This window comes from Sphingobacterium sp. HMA12, assembly GCF_002933815.1.
In the GTDB taxonomy this organism is placed as follows: Bacteria; Bacteroidota; Bacteroidia; order Sphingobacteriales; family Sphingobacteriaceae; genus Sphingobacterium.
The window spans coordinates 649,750-671,343 of sequence record NZ_BEYR01000002.1 but is presented as its reverse complement, the minus strand read 5'-3'; the positions used below and the strand labels follow the sequence as shown (position 1 = coordinate 671,343).

Sequence of the window (21,594 nt, the reverse complement as noted above, 5' to 3'; positions counted from 1 at the left end):
TCGTTCTTTGATGAAATTGCTTAAGTCAAGCAACTGATGGCATTAGCTGAGTCTACGAAACGATGGATCGATGCCATATGTCTTCCATAGTATATAAGGCTAACTTTGTTCACTGCAGCGAACCATTCGCCACTAATCGTGCCTTCTTGGTGGAATATGTAGTCTGTGTCTTGTGCCGATCGGCCTCTGTCGATTATGAACCTGTTTACTTGAAGCAATTCTGTTTTCACTTGCCCCGTCCATCGGAATTTTCCACGATCGAAGGATTTACATCACAACGTCAAGTTTATAACTTGATCAGCTACGTGTTTGCTCCGGCTGCTTATCGGTTTACAACAAAGGAGGAAGTCTTTGCGTCCCCGCAAATTAATTATGAATAATCTATGCAAAAAGGGGCGTCTCAAAATTATTGTGAGACACCCCCTTTTTCTACCTCCATATAATTTTATGAAGACATAAACATTAATTATTCAATGGATCATCAATATCTTTCAAGAACAGCTTAAAAGAATTAGTAGGACTCGTTACATCCGTCAAGGTAATAACAGTCGGAGTTAACGAACCATCTGCAGAGGTAATTTTAAACGTCGTTTGATCAAACGGTGCGCTAAGATAATTTATTCCACCGCTCCAATAGGCAAGTGGAAAATTACCCAAAACATATCCTTCCAACTCAATATAAACCTCGTCCTCGGTGTCTTCAACAGGTTCGATAAAATGACTAACACCTCCAAATACAGCACCATTTTGCAGGTTAAAAATCAACCCATAAACGCCCGATGTCCCACCAATATATGCGTTGTTGACAATAATATTGTTTTTGGCCAACATTCCTTTACCTACTGTCCAATAGAGTTTACCAAACGCTCCTGTATTGTTAAAAGACATAGACCATAGATTATTTTTAAACCAAAAGTTAAGCGGCGTGGAAGGTATTATTTTAAAGGTCTTTCCTTCATCCGTATAATAACCATTTGGATAACCGCTCGTTGGTTCAACATAGTTCAAAAAATCAAAAGATGTACCGGCTAAAGTGTATTTCTGATAGAATTCCAAGCCTTTTGGAACCACGCGAAATGCCATACCTACAGCCAATTCATCGGTTGGATTATGAAACACTCGAAATTTCGCATCATATCCCAGTCTTACAGTTTTATTACCTGATGTTTCAAGTTTATAAACCATAAATTGTTTAAACTTATCCGCAGCCTCTTGGTAGGTTGTAGATAACCTTTCAAATTCCCCTTCTTTCAGAGGTAACATGACCAAATGACTACCGCTTTTCTTTCCCTTTAAGACGACTGAATCTGCTGTTGCTTTAAGCACAATAAATTCAAAATCTCCGCGCATACCACTATCATCGGCACCGATGCCGCCATTGTCCATACCAGGTTCTGAAAACCAATGTATGTGCTTATTATACCCGTTAAAGGTTAAGACAGGACCCGATTCCGGAGAAATGGAATAAGAACTGGTTTCAGATCCAGTAAAAGGATCTGAAGCTAGGGTAACTTCTGCATTCGATATAAATTTGCTAAATATGGTATAACCACCGAATTCCTGATTGTTGCTGGGATAAAACTTCATGATCCAGCCTGCCTTATTTGCTTGCAAAACAGAATATGCTTGTTGCACAGCTTCGGTCATCCTAACCGTGGCATTGGTATCAAATATTCTATCATCGTCCCGCTTACATGAAGTAACCAGTAAAAACGGAAGTAAGATTAATATCACTAAATATTTTAATTTCATAATTCCTTATTTTAAAGATGTCTGATCAAAATTGGGTAGATCCGCTTGTCTGGCTAAAATTTCATCACGCAGCTCATCCAAATTAATATTCCAGGTTTTTTGGAAGTAAGTCCGTACAATATCAAGTTTAGCCTCAATCAAGGCTTTCCCTTCTGCCCCGCCACTACTTATACGCTGGTTCCATTGTTGTGGAGATAATGTGATGTAATAAGCATAAGTCTCAACAAAATCCTCGTTAGGCTCCGAGGACGCATATGGTGAAACAAACCCCATTGCGGCTGCGTCCGCATCAGATTCATAGAGATCGTTCCATGAATCTGACACGTAACGCGCTCCAGTAATCTGTTCAAAAGAAGCGGGGTAACCTTTGGTTTGATGTAAAATATGCCCAAATTCATGATGCATGGTGTGAAAATAATACTCATTGAGAAAGGCCACATCCTTACCTGTTTGCGCATTCAATTCATTCAACAGGTAAAGGGTAATCTTAACACCACCTTCAGCCGTACCAAGTACAAATGTCCCATTATTTCTGTAAGCTGCTGATCCTATATAGTTTAGCACCTTTGGAAAATATTTCTGGATAAATTCCTTACTTCCCGTGATTTTATCATAGGGCTCAATACCGAGATGGTATAACAATTTCGTCATTCTGACCGAACTCTCATAACTTGCCGGACTTAGATTATAATTCAAATCCGACTCCTTTTCAACAAATTTATACAGTATCGCAATATTATAGTCTTTGGTGTATTTTTGATCTATATAACTGTCTAATTTGTTTCTTTCAACTTTTTGATCATTAAATATACTTTCGGGATTCAGTTTCTCCTCAGAGCAAGAAAATAAAAGCACCGAAGAACACAACAACACAGTAATCTTATTTAATATTTTCATAATTATCTTGGATTAGGGGTATAACCAGCTGCAATAACTTCAGAAGGGATCTGTAGCGCAGCCCTTTTGTCTCTTGCGATTAATTTTGTTTCCGTCTCCACAGTAGCTATATTGCCAGCGGAATTCAACACACGTCTTTCTACTTCAATACCGTAGCGTTTAACATCAAACCAACGTAGTCCCATGTGCAGAGTTTCTACCCGACGTAAGAACAACAGCGCATGAAGCATATTTTCCTGTGTACCAGTTTCAAATGGTATCATCTTGGGGTCTATTTTTTTCTTTGCTGTCGGCACTTTTGCGGAAGAATAATCTATCCCATTTGCCCAAGCATTAACAGTAGCTACGGTAAACGTCGCTGGTGGTTTGGCCAACGCATTATCTACCCAACGCTTCATATCCACAATCGCTTCATCATAACGTTTCAAATGAATAAGTGCCTCAGCTCGTACTAGCATCGTCTCTTCTGTTGTAAATGGGGCATAAACTCCGCGAGGAGTACCAATTCCGGCCACAGGATCCGTATACTCGAACATATAGGACACACGGGGGAATAAAACCTTATCTAAATTCGTTCCACCATACACAAAAGCACGTAATACATAACCAGTAGACCCCAGTTGTCCATAGGGACCTTTGGCCAATGCCGTTTCAGTTTGACCCAGCAATGCACCGTGTGAATACCTAGATGCATAATCATAAGGACCAAATATTGCGCCGTGTAGCGTAGCTGCGGTAGCTACCATCAAATTTGCTTTTTCATCGCTTCTATTGTAAGATATTGCACCATTTGGAAATCCCCTAGTACCAACAGCATCCGCTGCAATCCTGGCATAATTTCGTTGCAAACTGGCCGGATTAACCCCTATTGCTGCATTTGCAAAGCTGATTGCTTTCTCCCAATCCTGCATATACAAGGCAACTCGCGCTCTCAAGGCATTGGCAGCCCTGGAGTTCATATGGTATTTGGGCGTGGCGCCAAACGTGGAGTCATCAATCAACGGGATCGCTTCATCCAGATCCGATACGATATGATTATATACTTCTTGGACGGTATTACGCTCGTACTTTGGATCGAGATCTACTTCTACCGAAGTAATATAAGTGACGCCCATATCTGTTGCCGCATTCGCTTTTGAATAATGTTGCGCAAACAAATTAACAAGTATAAAATGATTATAAGCTCTTGTAGCCAAGGCCTCCCCACGTTGAGGATTCAAGCTTGCTGGATTTCCCATCTCTTCAATAGACTTCAATGCGGCATTTGCACTTGCTATTGCCTTGTAACAAGCTTCCCAAACTTCTTTAGGACCCTCGTCTTGGTTGTCAGTAACGTCCTTCCAACGAAATAGTTCCTGGATGTAACGCTCGCTATTTGGGTTTGTAGGCCCATAGTCATCGATATTATCCGATGATAGTTCTGCGCTGACGAGGTAGGCCACTTCTGGATAAGCCGAAACCAGCAATTTATCTATTTTAGCTTCATTATCAAGTTTTGCACGATTATCTGGCATCTCATCCAAAAACTTATTACAGGACGATAGACTCATTCCACAAATCAATGCAATTGCTATATATATTTTTTTATTCCTTTTCATTTCAATTACAATATTAAATTTCGGTTAAAGACCTAAGCGTAAAGTCAAGGTGTATTGTCTCGCAATTGGCGCTGCGACACCCCCTGCATTGACAAACTCCGGATCTTGTCCATTCAGCTTTTTATCTGCATAGATCAAGAATAAATTGGTTGCATTAAAACGCAAACCCAAAGAGTTTATCTTCCATGCACTGATAAGATCCTTCGGAAATTCGTAGTTCAGCGAAACATCTTTCATACGGATAAAGTCACCTTTTGCCGTACGTACCGATGAGTAATTATAGGCGCTATAGGCATATTTCAAATCATTGCCATAGGCTCTATTTTGTCCCGTTGTCGCAATAGTAGGTATATTGGTGAGGGCTTCATCTCCTCCGACCATCCAGCGGTCCGCAAACTCCTTCGTCGACGCCGTCAAATCTGAATACTCATTAGAGAATACTGGATTAAGGCGTACAACATTACCAAAGGAATAGGTGATAAATACATTTAAACCAAAGTTCTTATAGTTAAACATATTCCCGAAACCACCCGTATGAATAGGATCTGACGATCCTTCATACTTGAGGAAGGAAATTTTATCCCGTTCTTGAAAGTTTATACTGGTAACGGTTTCTTGATTATTGGTATTTAAGAAGACCGGCAAGCCCTCATCGTTCAAACCTACAAATGGAATCGAATAAAGTCCTCGTACTGGACCACCTTCGAGCGCAAAGCCTGTTCCCGTGATTAGATCCATCACTTGACTTCGTGTATTTAACTTAGTGACCTTAGTTTTTACAAAAGAATAAGTAAAATTCGAAGTCCATTTAAAAGCTTGATCTCTTAGGATATGGCCTGTCAAGGCCAGCTCAGCCCCGTGTGATTTCATATCCGCTACGTTTCCGTACTTAAAAATCTGTCCACCTACTCCTTGCGTATTGATAACACCAATCAAGTCAAAATTATTCCGCTTAAACCAGTCAAATTCGAGATTAATCCGATTATCTAAAAATCCCATAGATGTTCCGATATTCAGCTCATGTTTCTTCTCATAAGTTAACCCATTATTAGCTAAATCAGCTATCTCTAAGCCAGACTCAGCATCATCTGCTGTAGGTCGCCAAGGGGTGTATGAACGATAGATCGCATAGGAATTTGTGACGTTTGATGGCCCACGGTCACCCGTTAAGCTATAAGAACCTTTTAACGTAAAATGGGAAAAAGTTGGTCTTAGTTTTTCAAAAAAATCTTCTTCGTGGGCATTCCATGCACCAGAAAGATTCCAGCTAGGCATCCATCTTGCAGAAGTCGCTTCTCCCAATTTATTTGCGCCCTCATACCTAAACGTACCATTCAAAGTATATTTTCCTGCATAAGAATAGGTCGCATTTGTAAAAAAAGCTGCTTGTTTATAACGGGTATTTGTTGGATCATTATTCTTATTCCGGTTGACGGCGAAATAAGGTGAATTTTCTTCCTGACCACGTTTAAATACTTTATAATCTGTAAAAGGGCTTTCCCCTAGATCGTATTGGATTCCCCACCCTCTAAACCAGCTATTATTCCGCTGGGACGAGGTGAGTTCTGAACCTGCAAATACATTAAGAATATGATCCTGATTAAAGGTTTTATTGTATTGTGCAGTAAAACGGAAAAGCTGTTCAAACATGGTGTAATCGGTCCGATTATAAATCCCACCCTCTGGTAATACGGAAACAGGTCTAGCATAGGGGTCATCCGGGTCCGTATATAAAAATGGATTCTTATCCCGGATGGTCGTGTTCTCCGGTTCCGAAATCCCTGCACGGTAGGCCATCGCCTGATTTGATCGATCTTTGATGTAATGGTGCTGAGCGGTCGATTGATAACGGACTGACCCAAAAGCACCTAATTCTAATTCAGGGATTACTTTCCATTTCAGATCGCCCTGAAAGCGCAAATCAGCAACTTCGATGTCCATGTAATTATTCTCTAACTCATGTAGAATATTAAAGGCAGCATAATTACGGGTATAAAATGTATTGGGATCCAAGGTCCGCGACGAATTCATGGCATAAGCATAGGGGTTAATATCAAAGTCACGCTTTACTTGACCGAAGACTACGTCTTTTGATTGACCTAGCGTACCCGGAGCTTGTTGCTTACGATAAGATCCATTAGTAATAATATTCAGCTTCAACCGATCGGAAATATTATAGTTCGCATTCAAATTTCCCGTGTAGCGATTTACTTTACTACGCTTCGTCCATCCTGGATCTACAAGGCCACTAATGGAAGAATAATATTGTGATTTTTCTGTTCCAGATGACATACTGACTGAATGGTTATGCTGTAGGCTTGGCTGAAACAGCTGACCAAACCAATCTGTATTGCGATACTCAGCTTCCCTTAAGAAATTATTGACATGATGTCTATCGGTAAATAGATCATTTGGAATCTCGCTTCGTTGAATACGCTTATATAAATCTCCGTACACCCCACTATTACTGGCGACCGGCAAATCAGCAAATCCAATATAGCCTTTATTGTACATATCGTCATATACAGACATTTGCTCTTGCGAATTCATAATATTGAATTCAGAATACCGAGGCGTAGCGCGTGTGGTGTATTCACCGGTATAATTAAGGGAACTACGGCCCGCTTTACCTTTTTTGGTCGTAATAACAATTACACCAGCCATGGCACGAGCACCATAAATGGACGTTGCCGAACCATCCTTTAAAATTTGAAAGGATTCAATATCTTGTGCGTTCAGGCCGGCAACAGCAGAACTGATCAATGTCAATGCATCCCCAGATGAAAGCTCGTCTGAATTTACATCTGCGACGTCCTCAATAATGACACCGTCAACAACCCACAAAGGCTTTGAACTACCAAAAATAGACGTTGCCCCACGAACACGAATTTTAGGCGCCGTACCGAATGTCCCGGTAACATTTTGCACTGAAACCCCCGCAACACGGCCTTCGAGGCCACGACTAGGATCTATTTGTCCACCGATTTGTGCTGCTTCCCCTGAAATCTGTGAGGTAGCACCGGTAAATAAACGTTTATCAAGACGTTGCCCCATACCGGTTACAACAACTTCTTCAATCTGCCTCTCGTCTGATGCCAACACAATTGGAACAACATTCCTTCCTTTAACGCCCACCTCAACAGCTCCATAGCCGACATAGCGAACCACCAGAATGGCATCCGCTCCAGCATTTATTCTAAAACTTCCGTCACTTGTTGTCTGCGTAGTAATAGCGGTTCCTTTGACAGTCACTGTTGCCCCGGCCAGCGCATTTCCATCTTTATCTTTTACTGTACCAGAAACTCCTTGCTGCACAACATTACTTGACCTACTACCTTCCGTTTTCCCATTGACAGAAATCGTATTGGCTATGATTTTATACTCAATGTTATTATTTTTTAAAACGGCGTTTAATGCATCTGCAACTGAAGCATCTTTCAGATTGACATTGATCCTCGCTTTGGAATCAATATTTTCCCCATAAAATAACTGCAGATTGGATTGTTTGGAAATCGCATTCAGCGCTTCTTCAATCCGTGCATTTTTCATTTTCAACGTAACTTTCTGCGCAATGCCATTGGCTTGAACTCCGGTCACAAAGGCGAAAAGAAGGCAGGTACTAATTTTCATAATACGTAAAGGTTTGCTAAACCGCGGGTCATGAGGTATCAGTCGCCACGTTTTGCCAAATGGTAAGTTATTCATACATTTACTCTTTGTGGTTAATTGGGTTTACTTAATTCGCTTTTTAAATTTTTAGGCCTTTTTTAATCATTTCTGGACAGGGATGCTGCAACATTCCTGTTCTATTTTTATGTAAAGGCTCTTAGGTTAGGTATTATTTCTCTTACATAAGTACTCCTCCTATTTGTTTTCTACTATTAATTCTTGTCCTTGAAGCTCAAATTTCAGGTCACAGACATAGGTCAGCATTTCCAATACCTCTGACAGCTTAACATCACGCTTAAAATTACCTGTATACACTTTATCTAATGCCACATCTTTCTTAAATCTCACTTGGATATCATACCATTTAGACAATGTAGAGGTTATCTCAACAATGGTTTCTTTCTTAAAATAAAACTGATTATTATGCCAAGATAGGTCGTGCTCCAAATCGGCTTTTCCTTTCCGAAGCTGTTCTCCTACGAGATTCGCGTATTCTCCCGGCTCCAGGACAATCACATGTCCAGAATGACTTACTTGAACTCTACCCGAAGATAATGTGGTACGAACATTATGACCGTAGGCATTGATATTAAAATGTGTTCCCAATACTTTTACTTCATTCCCCTTGGACTCGACATAAAATGGTCGCTCAGCATCATGTGAAACCTCAAAATAGGCTTCACCATCCAAAATTACCCGGCGCTCATTCTTATCGAATTTTTCAGGAAATTTAAGTTGCGAATTTGCGTTGACCCAAACTTGGGTACCATCTTCCAGATTTAATTTATAGAAATGCCCTTTAGGAACGACTAATGTATTGTATTCAATTGCCGATTCTGCCGGTGGTGCTGCTACAGCAGCAGTCCCGCTTTTAGTCTCGGCGATAATAACTTTTGGGTCTAAGTTTCTTACCGAACTTTCCAATGGCACTACTGACCCATCTGCCAGCAGCAGTAAAGCTCCGGGCTGGGCGGGCAGAATATCCTTTTTTACGGTTGTATTGGTCACTACTTTGCTCGGATCGCTGACCTTCCGATCACGCAGGTAAACTAGCACCGCCCCAAACAGCAAAACAAAAATGGCTGCAATACGTAGCAAAGGCCAATAATTTAACTTCTTAGCAGATCCAACAGGATTCACTTTTCGCCAAGCTTCCCCCTCATCCAGATCTGCAAAAAAGTTTAGATCCTGTTCGATATTTTTTGCATCCCGAAAGTTTTCAATCAGATTATCATTTCTTTTGTCAGATTTCCGCCAATGCTCAATTAAATCGCGTTCTACAGCAGTTTCCTGTCCACGAAGAAATTTCTGGATTAATTTGGCTATATAATTGGTGTTAGCTTTCATATCTATAGGTTAGAAACCCTATAGATCAGTATGGGGTGACAAGAATTTAAAATTATTTTAACAAAAAAATAATAATGGGCAAAAATTCAGGATGCAGCTTGTCCAGCAGCATCTTCATACCGCGTTGTTTTTGGGTTTTAACGGTATTCACACTGATTTGAAGTCTTTCGGTGATCTCTAAATTGGACAACCCCTCTAAATATCCCAATTTGAAAATCTGCTGACAGGCAGCGGGCATTTCTTGAATAATCCGGTAAACTTCATTGATAACCTCTGTGTGGATCATGGACAATTCAACAGAGTGTCCATCTTCTTCTGTAAACCCAACTTGCGACCAATATTTTTCTTTTACCTTCTCGTGTCGGATATATTTTAAACAGGAAAACCGTACAGCAGTGTATAAATAATTGCGAACAAAATTCTCGGATTCATCTATGCGCTGTTTTTCCCTAAAAAAGGTAATAAAAGCTTCCTGCACCAAATCTTCGGCAACAGAAGATGCTCCCACAAATTTCCATGCAAAGTGGCACAAACTTTTATAATGTTGTCTAAATAACTTTTCTTCAGGTCCCATACTATAAAACGGGTGTAATAAAAAATTGATCAGTTACTATTAATGGAGTCCAGTAAGCTAGTCTAGCGTAAAGATAGAATTTTAATCTTACTTTAACAATTATTAACATGTTTATTACATATATTGCAAAAACACCGCATACAACACTATCTATCAAACAGTTACCACACACTATTCAATATCCTTTCTATCATCACTTCAATTTCCATCCATCAAAAATCTTCCTTCTATCAAAACAAAACCGAAGCTTTATAGTATCTATATCAAGGAAAACATCACAAAAATTCCAATTTTTCGCCTTTTTTTACTATATTGTAGACTTTCGAAAAAAACCTTCATAGCCACATAACAATCAATAGCAATGAAATTTCGAAGGTTCTTATTGAAAAACAAATACTCCAATAAAAATTAAAACAAAGACTAAATGCTATTTACTGTTCTATCAGGATTAATAACATCGAGCCTTATTGTTCCATTTGGTCGATTCCTAAAAACCAAATGGGGTTTTATTCTCGCATTCTTACCGGTACTCCTATTTCTGTATTTCACAAAATTTGTGGTACCCATCGGCCAGGGATCTTATTTTGTCCAATCCACAGCGTGGGTTCCGTCACTAGGTATCAATCTGGATTTCAAATTAGATGGTCTGTCCCTACTTTTCACCTTATTGATTACCGGAATTGGTGCCTGCATCTTTTTTTATGCAAACGCCTATCTGAAAGGACATAAATACATCGACCGATTTTTCGGCTACCTCTGTTTGTTTATGTCTGCCATGTTAGGTCTGGTGCTTTCGGACAACATGCTCTTGCTCTTTATCTTCTGGGAATTAACATCCATTAGTTCGTTTTTTCTGATCGGCTTCAACAACGATCAGGAGGATTCCAGAAAAAGTGCAATGACTGCACTATCCATTACAGGTCTTGGCGGGTTCTTTTTGCTTGCTGGTTTTGTATTAATGGGCAATATCGCCGGCACGTATAATATCAGCGAACTTGTCGACAAGGTTTCATTGATTCAACAGCATCCGCTTTTTCCACTTATTTTTGGGCTGGTCGCGCTCGGTGCCATTACAAAATCGGCACAGTTTCCCTTCCATTTTTGGCTGCCGGGAGCAATGAAGGCACCAACACCGGTATCAGCTTACCTTCACTCTGCAACCATGGTGAAAGCAGGGATATATTTGCTGGCCCGCTTCTCGCCAATCTTGGGTGGAAATCCGATCTGGATGTATTCGCTTATGATCATCGGTGGTATTACCATGCTCTACGCAGCATTTCACTCGCTCTTCAGAACAGATCTTAAAGGGGTTCTGGCTTATTCTACAATATCGGCATTAGGGATTCTAGTTTTCTTACTCGGTCTCGGATCCAAGGAAGCGGTCATCGCTGCCAGTGCGTTTATTCTTGTTCATGCTTTATACAAAGCTGCTTTATTCCTGATTACAGGTATTATCGACCACGAAACAGGAACCCGTGACTTAACTTTACTGCGCGGATTACGTCGAGTTCTGCCACCTGTGGCCATCGCGGGCTTTTTGGCGGCACTTTCTAGTGCAGGTGTCCCGTTGACCTTTGGATTTATCGGAAAAGATCTGATCTATGACGCCACTTTACAAAGTGACTCACAATTGTTCCTTTATTTGACAGCAGCGGCAGTGCTGACCAATATACTTCTCGTATCGGCGGGATTTATGGCTGGGATCAAGCCATTCATAGGTAAACTGCCCGAACAATTCGCCAATGTACACCTACCTTACAAATCCATGTGGATACCACCACTTCTCCTGGCTATACTGGGGGGGATATTTGGCTGTATTCCCGGTTTTGTTGGCGACTGGATTTCTGGACCAACCGCAAACAGCATCCTGGCGAAACAGGAGGTCTTTCATCTAAAAATATGGCATGGTTTTAACCTCATACTTTTATTGAGTGCCATCACCATCCTGGTCGGAACGCTTGTATTTATCTCTAACACGCCTAGTCACAAGAAACTAGCCTGGATCGCTACGTTTGAAAAAATTTCACCAGCGAATATCCTCAACGCGTGTGCCCACGAGATTGAGTTATTTTCGGCCTTTTTTACCGCAAAGATGCACAATGGCTATTTACGGTCCTATTTATTGAAGATCATTCTATTTGCAGAATTATTAATTGGCTATCAGCTTTACCTGGGCGGTCCATTACACATCAAATGGGATACCCTGTCACCTGTGAGCTTTTATGAGGTGACAACCGTATGTATCTTAGTCGGTGCCATTGTACTGACGATTAGGACCTCATCAAGATTAACCGCAGTTGTGGCAACCAGTGTCGTGGGTTACGCGATATGTTTGATTTTTGTCTTTTATAGTGCACCGGACCTAGCCATGACGCAATTTACGATTGACACCCTAACAGTGGTTCTTTTTGTATTGGTATTATTTAAATTACCTTCTTTTTTAAATCTGGCCAACCGTCGGACCGTCATTCGGGACGCGGTGGTCGCCATCATATTTGGCATCCTGCTTTCCATGGTCGCCTTGCGTGTCTTGCATGAACCGACAACGACCAATATCAGTGACTTCTATGGCGACTATGCTTATGTACTGGCCAAAGGAAAAAATGTTGTCAATGTACTGCTGGTGGACTTTAGGGGCTTTGATACCATGTTTGAAATTGTGGTGCTCAGCATTGCGGCATTAGGTGTTTACAGCTTGTTGAAATTACGGTTAAAATCATCTGATAAGGAGTGAAAATAAAAAAGTTAAAATTAGAAAATAAAAAAGAGAGTCAGTTGGCAAGCCGCAGGCTTGTACAACCAAAATCTCAATACTCGGATCTCACTACTGAATACTAAATGAATAGCACGATATTACAAACCGCAACGCGGTATCTCTTACCGATACTCTTATTATTTTCGGTATTCCTCTTGCTAAGGGGGCATTATTACCCTGGAGGAGGATTTGTAGGTGGCTTGGTGGCATCCATTGCTTTTGTACTGCATAGCTTTGCCTTTGGCCCGGAAAACACCATGAAACTCATTCAATATAAACCTTTGTCGCTAATTCCCATTGGACTTGGAATTGCTGCGGTAAGCATGTTTTTACCCACATTTTTTGGCTATCCGGTCATGACTGGACTTTGGCTGGAAGAAAAGATTCCCGTCATCGGTATGATTGGTACCGCCCTGTTTTTTGATCTCGGCGTATACTTTGTGGTCATTGGTGTTGTATTGACTATTTTGTTTACAATTGCTTTAAATACGGAGGAGGAATAATGGAACTGATTCTCGTTTTATTGATCGGTATTCTATATGCCGCCGGAATATACCTGATCTTGCGACGTAGCATGGTAAAATTGTTATTAGGAATTATGCTATTGGGCAATGGTACCAATATATTGATCTTTTTGCTGGGCAATATCATCAAGGGCAAACCGCCCATTATTGACCCCGACTTAAAGGTATTTACGGATATTTACGCGGATCCGATTCCGCAAGCGCTTATTTTAACAGCAATCGTGATCAGCTTTGGACTGACTTCGTTTGCGATCGTATTACTTAAACGTGTTTACGCATTGCTGGGCACGGATGATTTGGATGATTTGAACACGCCTGAGGAAGAAGATATATGATAGACAACCAGATTATTGCCACGGTTATCGTGCACCTTTTTATTGCTATTGTCCAGCTGATACTCTGGCGAAAATCTACTGCACAGCGTTTCCTGAGTGTAGGTGGAAGCCTTTTGGCACTTATTCTTGCATTTAAACTTTTTTTTAAGGTTTACGATGGTGAAATCCTGACCATGAATGCCGCCAATTGGAAGGCTCCTTTTGGAATCGTCTTTGTTGCGGATCTTTTTAGTAGCACCCTGGTCGTCCTGACCTCAATTGCAGGACTTGCAGTTTCTATTTTTTCCTGTGTAGGTGTCGGAAGACAACGTATTTTATATGGCTACTTCCCTATTTTTCATTTCCTGATGATGGGCTTAAATGGTGCATTTTTGACTGGAGACATTTTTAATCTTTATGTGTGGTTTGAGGTCATCATCATTTCTTCATTTGTGCTGATGACACTCGGCGGCCGTAAATCTCAATTGGAAGGTGCAGTCAAATACATGGCCATGAATATATTGGCTTCTACATTCTTCCTGACAGGAATCGGAATTTTGTATGGTATCTCAGGCTCCCTTAATATGGCTGACCTAGCACTGCGTATACCCAAAATACAAAATCAGGCGCTCGTCGAAATTACGGCTACTTTTTTCCTTATCGGTTTTGGGATCAAATCGGCTGTATTTCCACTTTATTTTTGGCTCCCGTCCTCCTATCATACGCCCCCTTCGGCTGTTGCCGCAACTTTCGGCGGCCTATTGACCAAAGTTGGGATTTACGCCCTATTCAGGGTATTTTCATTATTGTTTATCCCAAACCATTTCACCAAAGAATTGTTGGTCATTTTAGCCATACTGACTATCTTGACTGGAGCATTTGGCGCATTGATCAAAACAAATATCCGTAGATTATTCTCCTATCTGATTGTCTGCCATATCGGTTTTATGATCGGTGGTTTAGGTTTATATAGCAAATGGGCTTTGTTAGGTGCCATTTTTTATCTAATTCACGATATTATGGTAAAAACCAACTTGTTCTTAATCGCGGGTGTTATTCGGCAGCTCCGGGGTACGATGGACATGAACAAGCTGGGCGGTCTATATGCCCAATACCCCAAAATTTCTTTGCTTTTTGCAATTGTGCTGTTTTCCTTGGTTGGTATCCCCCCATTATCTGGATTCTGGCCCAAGATTTATCTTTTCAAAGACGCATTTCAATTGGAAAAATATGCATTCGCAGGGGCGCTGATTATTGGTAGCTTTATTACACTTTATGTGATCGCCAAAATGTGGGCGCAGGTATTTTGGAAAGACGCACCAGAACCAGAAATTATCGAAGATAAATTTGCGCATATGATCGGCTACAAGAGAACAATGCTGCTCCTACCCGTCATTATACTAGCCTCAGCATCGTTATATATCGGATTTAATGCTGAAGCCATTATTCATGTCGCGGATCAGATCGCTACACAATTACTGGATACTTCACCTTATATAAATGCTGTATTAGGAGGGCAGAATTGATATGATAAAACAGTTTTTAATGAATCTCATGCTATCCTTTATCTGGGTAGCACTGACGGGATCGATGTATTACACAAACTTCCTGTTTGGCTTTTTACTCGGTTTTGCCATTCTATGGATTATGAACAAGAACGAGGCCGATCAACGGTATTTCTATCGTGTCCCCAAAACGGTCAGTTTTATTCTCTTTTTCCTATGGGAAATGATCGTCGCGAATGTTCAGGTTGCCTATGATGTGATTACGCCCAAGTTTTTTATTAAACCAGCCATCGTCAAGTATCCAATGGATGCCAAGACAGATCTGGAGATCAATTTGCTTTCGACTTTTATTTCCCTCACACCCGGGACACTTATTCTGGATGTAAGCGAGGATAAGAAAACACTTTTTATCCACGTGATGTACATGAAGAGCAAGGAGCAATTTGTCTCCACGCTAAAAAACAATGTTGAACGAAGACTTTTAGAACTCTTACGATGACTTTAGCTACTTACTTCGATTATGTTATCCTGCCGATATTAACACTATCGGTTATACTTGCGTTTATCCGTCTGTACAAGGGTCCGCAGATCTTTGACCGGGTCATCGCCCTGGATCTCATTATCACAATTGGAATTGGAATTATTACAGTCTATAGTATACGGACTTCGCAGGAAGTATTTTTAGATATTGCCATGATTTTGGCCCTGATCGCATTTTTAGGAACTATAGCCTTTTCATTTTATTTAGAAAAACAAAGTAATGATGACTGATATTACGTTAGCAATTTTAAGCACCATAGGCGCGCTGGCCATATTGTTTGCCTCAATTGGCATATTACGGATGCCTGATTTCTATTTGCGGCTTTCAGTGACCGTAAAAGCCGCTACCTTAGGCGTTGGTCTTTTATTGATCTGTGCCGCAATGACATTCCCGGATGTGTCCGTAACGACCAAAGCGATAGCAATTGGTTTCTTTCTCATTTTGACCGCACCGGTTGCCGCCCATATGATCGGACGAGCTGCTTATATTCAGCGTGTAAAAACCTGGAAAGGAACAACCTTAAACGATCTGGAAAAAGAAGGACAACTGGATTGTAGAAAAGAAGATTTTTAGACTTTGCTGTTTCAATAGTTGGCTAAACAGCTCCATCTGTGCAAATACTTCTGACATCATTAAGGCCTCAAAAATTTTGATGTATCAATAATGTCAGAAGTATTTCAATAGATAAAAGTTTATTGTCTTCAGCTTGAAAAAACTAAAAAATAATACAGACCGGAGCCGGAACTTTAATTTCCTTGCCCGCATCCGTCAATAATCCAGTCTTCGGATCACGACTGAACAAAACAATATTATTGGTATACTGATTAGCCACCAGTAGATATTTTCCATCGGGAGAAAGATTAAAATTCCTTGGCCCCTTTCCTTTTACGGAAGTATTGGACAGTTTTTTTAATCCCCCGTCTTTTTCCACCGAAAAGGTCGCTATCGTATTTGCATCACCGCGGTTGGTCGCATATATAAATTTCCCGTCTGTAGAAATCTTAATATCTGCGCCACCATTCTGACCATTGAATCCTTCCGGGTTGATTTCGTAAGTACTTTGATACATCCAATCATTGCCCTCTTTCTTATAAGAAGCAATTTGTCCGGTCATTTCCAATATGACATAAAGGAATTTTTCCTTTTTATCAAAAACAATATGACGCGGTCCTCCTCCTGCTGGAGTAAAGAAATCTTCCGATTCTTCGGCAAGGCTAAAGGCATCCCCAGTCTTATTAACCGGAAATACCGAAATTTGGTCCAATCCTAAATCCTGCACATATAAGCGATCGCCTTTGCTTGAAAAAAAAGTAGAATGGACGTGTGGTTTCTCCTGGCGGACAGGATCAACGCCTTTCCCTTCATGTTGGACCAACCGGATTTTTTTACTTAGGACACCATTTGATTCGAGATCAAATAGGGCTGCCGATCCTCCGGTGTAGTTTGCAACAGCGAGCAGACCACCTTTCGGATGAACTTCAACAAAGCAAGGTGATTCTCCGCCTGTAGGGAGTGAATTTAAGAAAGTTAATTGTCCATCCTTAAATGAATAGGCGGAAACCGTGCCCTCTTGGTTTGGAAGTTCGTTGACCGCATAGATAAAGTTATTATTCCGTGCCAGAAAGGACGGATCCTTACTTTCCTGTGTGCTGACTAAGGCCGCCTCACCGGTCTTTGTATCGAAATTATAGATATAAATACCTTTGCTTTCTGTTTTGTTCGTATAAGTTCCAACAAACATTGGAATCTGTTGTGCAAAACTCGCTAGCGGTAGAAGTGTCATCAGATAAATAAAAGCTTTTTTCATGTATATACTATTTATTAAAAAATAAAATGGCCAAATTTCACCGTTGTTCGCCGTATGGCGTAAAAAATCAAGATACTTTTCGACTTTTTATTATCGCAAATAAACTTGTTAAATTAGGTTAAAACCGCCCTTTATAATAGGCAAATCCGTATTTTTAGCGAATCAATTTTAACAAGTCGAAAATCTCCATTTGAAATATTGGGATTATAAAAATATTGTTAAATAAAAATACGAATAATTCATATAATCTGATAATTTTGTGCTGTTGTTCAAAATAGTATATATTGAACGATAGAACCAAAAGATTATTTAGTGATTGAGATGATTTCATTGTGACACAGACCGCTATGACCAGTAAAGGGGTCTAAAAACTGTTCATGATTGTTTCATCAGCGTTTAGAAATATATTATTTAGATGAAAAAAAACATATATATATTGTTTTTGTTGCTGTTTGTATCAATTCAAGCCAGCTTTGCACAAAATCAAATTATTGACCGTGTAGTGGCTACTGTTGGTTCGGGAATTATCCTACAATCTGATTTGGATATGCAATATTCACAATGGCTTGCTCAAGGGAATAAACCGAATGAGAAGTTTAAATGTGGCGTTCTTGAGCAACTGATCATTCAGAAACTCCTTTCCCAACAGGCGGTAATTGACTCCATAGATGTGACAGAAACAGAGGTGGATGACAACTTAAACTCCCGCTTGCGCCACATGTCGCAACAGGCTGGTGGCCAAGAACGGCTGGAAAAATTCCTGAACCGTTCTTTGTTACAATACAAAGAAGAAATGCGCGCAAGTGTTTTCGAACAGTTGAAAGCGAATAAGATGCAACAAAATATCGTTCAAAAAGTGGATGTAACGCCACTTGAAGTAAAACGTTATTTTGAAGGATTGGATCAAGATAGCCTTCCTTATTTCAATACGGAGGTAGAGATCGGCGAAATTGTTATGCTGCCTCAATTGACCGACGACGAGAAAAAAGAACAACGCGAGAAGATAGAAGGTATCCGCAAGCAGATTGTCGATGGCTCGGATTTTGGAACGATGGCCCGACTCTACTCACAGGATCCAGGTTCGGCTCCTTATGGTGGTGACCTTGGCTTTGGTACCCGTGACAATTATGTAAAAGAGTTCTCAGCAATGGCATTTAAATTAAAGCCGGGAGAGATATCGCCTATTGTTGAATCAAAATATGGTTTTCACATCATTCAGGTACTGGAAAGACGTGGTGAAGAGGTTCATGCCCGCCATATTCTAATGAAAATGAATCCGGGCGCAGCTGCATTGGAACGTACCAAAAACAAATTGGACAGCATCTATAAATTGGTTGTCGATAAGAAATTAGATTTTTACCATGCTGCTACAAACAATTCTGACGCAGAAGAAAGTAAATTTAATGGGGGTATGGTCTTAAATTCGCAAGGATCCAGCCGTACAACGTTAATTCCAATGGATGGATTGGAGAAGGCCGTATTTACAGCTATTGACCCGCTAAAACCGGGAGAATATTCAAAACCAGAACAATTCACAGATAAAACAGGAGATGTAGGTTACCGTTTTAATTATCTTAAAACACGTATCCCACCACATAAAGCAAACTTGGATCAGGATTTTACGAAGATCAAAGAGGCGGCGAAAGAAGATAAAGTACGTCGTAATCTCAGCAAGTGGTTTGACGACAAAGCGAAAAATACCTTCATTGATATCAGCGACGATTTTGGCGCTTGTGAAGAATTAGAAAAATGGAGAAAAAAATAAGGAATTTCTCCTTATCCCAAAATAAAAAAAGACTTGAATATGCATTCAAGTCTTTTTTTATTTTCTAGAAGAACTCCCTAGCGCTATTTATTTCTCAAACATCATCTCGATCAGGATATTCCAATTTGCCTTCTTCACATCATCTTTTGCCAGTTCGCTCAGCTGCCACACCCGGATATAATTATACTTAACGACTTTATCTTTTTGTCGTACAGTTGCAGTTCCCTTTGTATAGGCAAAATCTCCGCTATAAGAGCGTTTTACTTCCTCAGGAACCGTTTCGATGGTCATTCGTTGTTTCTTTAGGTAGGCCATCATTTTATCCTTTCCTTCCATCGGACTGGTCCAGGGAAACAGAAAGCGTACGTCTTCACTCAAAAACTCTTTGTAAGCCGTAGGATTGTCCGCTTTGAGGACAGTGGACATCAACTTATCTGTTTCTAGAACAATATCTTCCCGCTGGTTTAAACGTACTTTAGAACGATGCTTGAGGTACCAGGAGTCCGTTGGTTCGATAAATTCAAGATCAAAGTCACCATCTCGGCCGTTATTTTCTACTTCGGCACGAATATCCACTAACCATTTCCCTTTTTTGTTACGTTTCCAGACTGTTAGGTATTCGCCGTGGCGCAATCTGGCGCCAACTTTTTGAAAATCCATGGAGCCAGATGTTACCCCAAACTCCAGACTTTTAGCCACAAGAGCGAAAGTAGGTTGCCAGTTTAATACATCTGGAATATTGGGCCTATTATTGAGGTAATTGTATGCGTTTACTGCCGAGGGGACATAAAATGTGGATTCTTTATCAATAATAGATAAAAACGCCTGATGCGGAGTTGACGCTTTCGCTAATGCAGCAGCATCTTTATCAGCCTGTAGTAAGCTCCCTACTTTCTCGGGTATCTGTGCGTACAATGTTGTACCCATTGTACTCATCAATGCAACAACGGATAACCTGTTCCAAAAATTCATATGCAAATGATTATTTATCAGAGCCCATTTTCACTGTATTGAACCCATTACACTCGGTTTTTCTTTCCATTTTCCCCCTTTTTTTTGATTCGATTTTTTTATCTATCAAATCTTATTCCAAAGTGTTCCCTCTTTACTATCTTTCAGTTGGATACCAATTGCATTGAGCTCATCACGTATGCGATCCGAAGTGACAAAATCCTTATTTGCTTTTGCCTCGTTACGTAATTTGATCACCAAGTTCATGACATCGTCTATATCATCCGTCCCCGAAGCTTGATCATTTCGCAGTCCAAGAATATCTTCGACAAACTCTTTCATGAAAATTTTCAGCTTTTCCAGTCCTTCTTCAGAGACTTTTGCTTTACCATCATAAATGGAATTAATGATGCGCACGATCTCAAATAATTCAGCAATCAGCACCGGACTATTGAAATCGTCATCCATTGCAGCATAACATTTATTCCGGATTTCTGCCAGATTGAACGAGTCAGCTCCTTTTGAAACCTTGAGCTTATCTAACAGACCTATAGCGCTCATCAAGCGCTTATATCCCTTATCAGCAGCATCAAGCGCTTCATTGGAGAAATCTAATGTACTTCGATAATGTGCCTGCAGCATAAAGAAGCGAACAGCCATTGGTGAGTAACCTCTATTTAACAAGGGGTGGTTACCGGTGAACAGTTCACCCGGTAAAAATCCATTACCCGCGGATTTGGACATCCTTGCACCATTGACCGTCAGCATGTTGGTATGCATCCAATATTTGGCAGGTGCAGTATGATTACAGGCTTCGGATTGTGCGATTTCGTTCGTATGGTGTGTAGCTGCCAAATCCATTCCACCGCCGTGTATATCAAATTGATCCCCTAAATACTTTCTGCTCATTGCCGAACATTCAATATGCCATCCCGGAAATCCAACACTCCAAGGTGCCGGCCAGCGCATAATAGTTTCGGGTTTTGCTTTAATCCAAAGCGCAAAATCCAAGCGTCCTTTCTTTTCATCCTGGCCACTCAGTTCCCGCGTGTTGTTCAACATATCTTCCAACTTACGATTGGTCAATACGGTATAATCATACTGCTGTACGTATTTTTCAACATCAAAATATACGGTGCCGTTTGTTTCATAGGCATAACCGTTGTCAATGATCTGTTCGATCATTTCGATCTGCTCAGAAATATGACCTGTTGCAGTGGGTTCAATGCTCGGTGGCAAGGTATTGAAAAGGCGTAAAACATCATGAAAGCCAATAGTATATTTCTGTACGATTTCCATTGGTTCCAGCTGTTCTAGTTTAGCCTTTTTCGCAAATTTATCATCTCCTTCATCACGATCGCCCTCCAAATGCCCCGCATCTGTAATATTACGTACATAACGTACTTTATACCCCAAATGACGTAGATACCTAAAAATCAAATCAAAAGAAATAAAAGTTCGACAGTTACCTAGATGTACATCGCTGTAAACGGTAGGTCCACAGACATACATCCCAACAAGGTTGGGATGTATCGGTTCGAATTTTTCCTTTGTTCGCGAAAGCGTATTGTATAAAAAGAGATTGTGGTCCATGT

At 40.5% G+C, this 21,594-nt stretch carries 18 protein-coding genes; 9 read left to right on the top strand and 9 right to left on the bottom strand.

All coding sequences use genetic code 11. The features are described from left to right. Positions 1–77 precede the first annotated feature (77 nt). Entirely contained in the window at positions 78–380 is a 303-nt protein-coding gene (locus tag HMAT_RS27450) for a hypothetical protein (protein WP_233789393.1), read from the top strand. A gap of 82 nt (positions 381–462) precedes the next feature. Here HMAT_RS27450 and HMAT_RS16250 read toward each other — a convergent pair whose 3' ends face one another. The 6 genes from HMAT_RS16250 to HMAT_RS16225 all read right to left on the bottom strand — a co-directional run bounded on the left by HMAT_RS16250 (position 463) and on the right by HMAT_RS16225 (position 9,837). Next, positions 463–1,752 (bottom strand): DUF4302 domain-containing protein, encoded by a 1,290-nt coding sequence (locus tag HMAT_RS16250; protein WP_104383879.1) that lies wholly within the window; start codon positions 1,750–1,752, stop codon positions 463–465. Between the two features lie 6 nt (positions 1,753–1,758). Beyond that, entirely contained in the window at positions 1,759–2,649 is an 891-nt protein-coding gene (locus HMAT_RS16245) for a putative zinc-binding metallopeptidase (RefSeq protein WP_104383878.1), read from the bottom strand. A gap of 2 nt (positions 2,650–2,651) precedes the next feature. Beyond that, entirely contained in the window at positions 2,652–4,247 is a 1,596-nt protein-coding gene (locus HMAT_RS16240; protein WP_104383877.1) for a RagB/SusD family nutrient uptake outer membrane protein, read from the bottom strand. A gap of 24 nt (positions 4,248–4,271) precedes the next feature. After that, positions 4,272–7,877: a SusC/RagA family TonB-linked outer membrane protein gene (locus HMAT_RS16235; RefSeq protein WP_233789390.1), complete on the bottom strand. Its 3,606-nt coding sequence runs from the start codon at positions 7,875–7,877 to the stop codon at positions 4,272–4,274. 234 nt (positions 7,878–8,111) lie between these two features. Further along, entirely contained in the window at positions 8,112–9,263 is a 1,152-nt protein-coding gene (locus HMAT_RS16230) for a FecR family protein (protein WP_104383876.1), read from the bottom strand. Positions 9,264–9,315: 52 nt separating this feature from the next. Beyond that, the gene (locus HMAT_RS16225) at positions 9,316–9,837 is read right to left on the bottom strand and encodes an RNA polymerase sigma-70 factor (RefSeq protein ID WP_104383875.1); all 522 of its coding nucleotides are present in this window, start codon (positions 9,835–9,837) and stop codon (positions 9,316–9,318) included. Positions 9,838–10,261: 424 nt separating this feature from the next. On the opposite strand from HMAT_RS16225, the gene HMAT_RS16220 reads away from it, so the two are divergent. The 7 genes from HMAT_RS16220 (at position 10,262) to mnhG (ending at position 16,049) form a co-directional block, all read left to right on the top strand. After that, on the top strand, positions 10,262–12,571 hold the full coding sequence (locus tag HMAT_RS16220; protein ID WP_104383874.1) for a putative monovalent cation/H+ antiporter subunit A: 2,310 nt from the start codon (positions 10,262–10,264) through the stop codon (positions 12,569–12,571). Positions 12,572–12,675: 104 nt separating this feature from the next. After that, entirely contained in the window at positions 12,676–13,095 is a 420-nt protein-coding gene (locus HMAT_RS16215) for a Na+/H+ antiporter subunit B (RefSeq protein WP_104383873.1), read from the top strand. Next, complete coding sequence (locus HMAT_RS16210) at positions 13,095–13,451, top strand: Na+/H+ antiporter subunit C (RefSeq protein WP_104383872.1); 357 nt, start codon at positions 13,095–13,097, stop codon at positions 13,449–13,451. The genes HMAT_RS16215 and HMAT_RS16210 overlap by 1 nt, the downstream gene beginning before the upstream one ends. Then, positions 13,448–14,956 (top strand): proton-conducting transporter membrane subunit, encoded by a 1,509-nt coding sequence (locus tag HMAT_RS16205; protein WP_104383871.1) that lies wholly within the window; start codon positions 13,448–13,450, stop codon positions 14,954–14,956. Before HMAT_RS16210 ends, HMAT_RS16205 begins: the two co-directional genes overlap by 4 nt. A 19-nt stretch (positions 14,957–14,975) precedes the next feature. Next, positions 14,976–15,434: a Na+/H+ antiporter subunit E gene (locus HMAT_RS16200; protein ID WP_233789386.1), complete on the top strand. Its 459-nt coding sequence runs from the start codon at positions 14,976–14,978 to the stop codon at positions 15,432–15,434. Beyond that, complete coding sequence (locus HMAT_RS16195; protein ID WP_104383869.1) at positions 15,431–15,706, top strand: monovalent cation/H+ antiporter complex subunit F; 276 nt, start codon at positions 15,431–15,433, stop codon at positions 15,704–15,706. The genes HMAT_RS16200 and HMAT_RS16195 overlap by 4 nt, the downstream gene beginning before the upstream one ends. After that, complete coding sequence (gene mnhG / locus HMAT_RS16190) at positions 15,696–16,049, top strand: monovalent cation/H(+) antiporter subunit G (RefSeq protein WP_223581928.1); 354 nt, start codon at positions 15,696–15,698, stop codon at positions 16,047–16,049. The genes HMAT_RS16195 and mnhG overlap by 11 nt, the downstream gene beginning before the upstream one ends. Before the next feature lie 142 nt (positions 16,050–16,191). Here the strand turns inward: mnhG and HMAT_RS16185 are convergent, their stop codons facing one another. Continuing rightward, the gene (locus HMAT_RS16185; RefSeq protein ID WP_104383868.1) at positions 16,192–17,283 is read right to left on the bottom strand and encodes a lactonase family protein; all 1,092 of its coding nucleotides are present in this window, start codon (positions 17,281–17,283) and stop codon (positions 16,192–16,194) included. A 415-nt stretch (positions 17,284–17,698) separates the two neighbouring features. Between HMAT_RS16185 and HMAT_RS16180 the strand changes: the two genes are divergently transcribed. Further along, positions 17,699–19,048 (top strand): peptidylprolyl isomerase, encoded by a 1,350-nt coding sequence (locus HMAT_RS16180; protein ID WP_104383867.1) that lies wholly within the window; start codon positions 17,699–17,701, stop codon positions 19,046–19,048. A gap of 87 nt (positions 19,049–19,135) precedes the next feature. Here the strand turns inward: HMAT_RS16180 and HMAT_RS16175 are convergent, their stop codons facing one another. Both HMAT_RS16175 and cysS read right to left on the bottom strand, forming a co-directional pair. After that, positions 19,136–20,020, bottom strand: coding sequence for a DUF4440 domain-containing protein (locus HMAT_RS16175; RefSeq protein ID WP_104383866.1), 885 nt, complete (start codon positions 20,018–20,020; stop codon positions 19,136–19,138). A 105-nt stretch (positions 20,021–20,125) separates the two neighbouring features. Then, positions 20,126–21,592: a cysteine--tRNA ligase gene (gene cysS / locus HMAT_RS16170; RefSeq protein ID WP_104383865.1), complete on the bottom strand. Its 1,467-nt coding sequence runs from the start codon at positions 21,590–21,592 to the stop codon at positions 20,126–20,128. Positions 21,593–21,594: the final 2 nt, after the last annotated feature.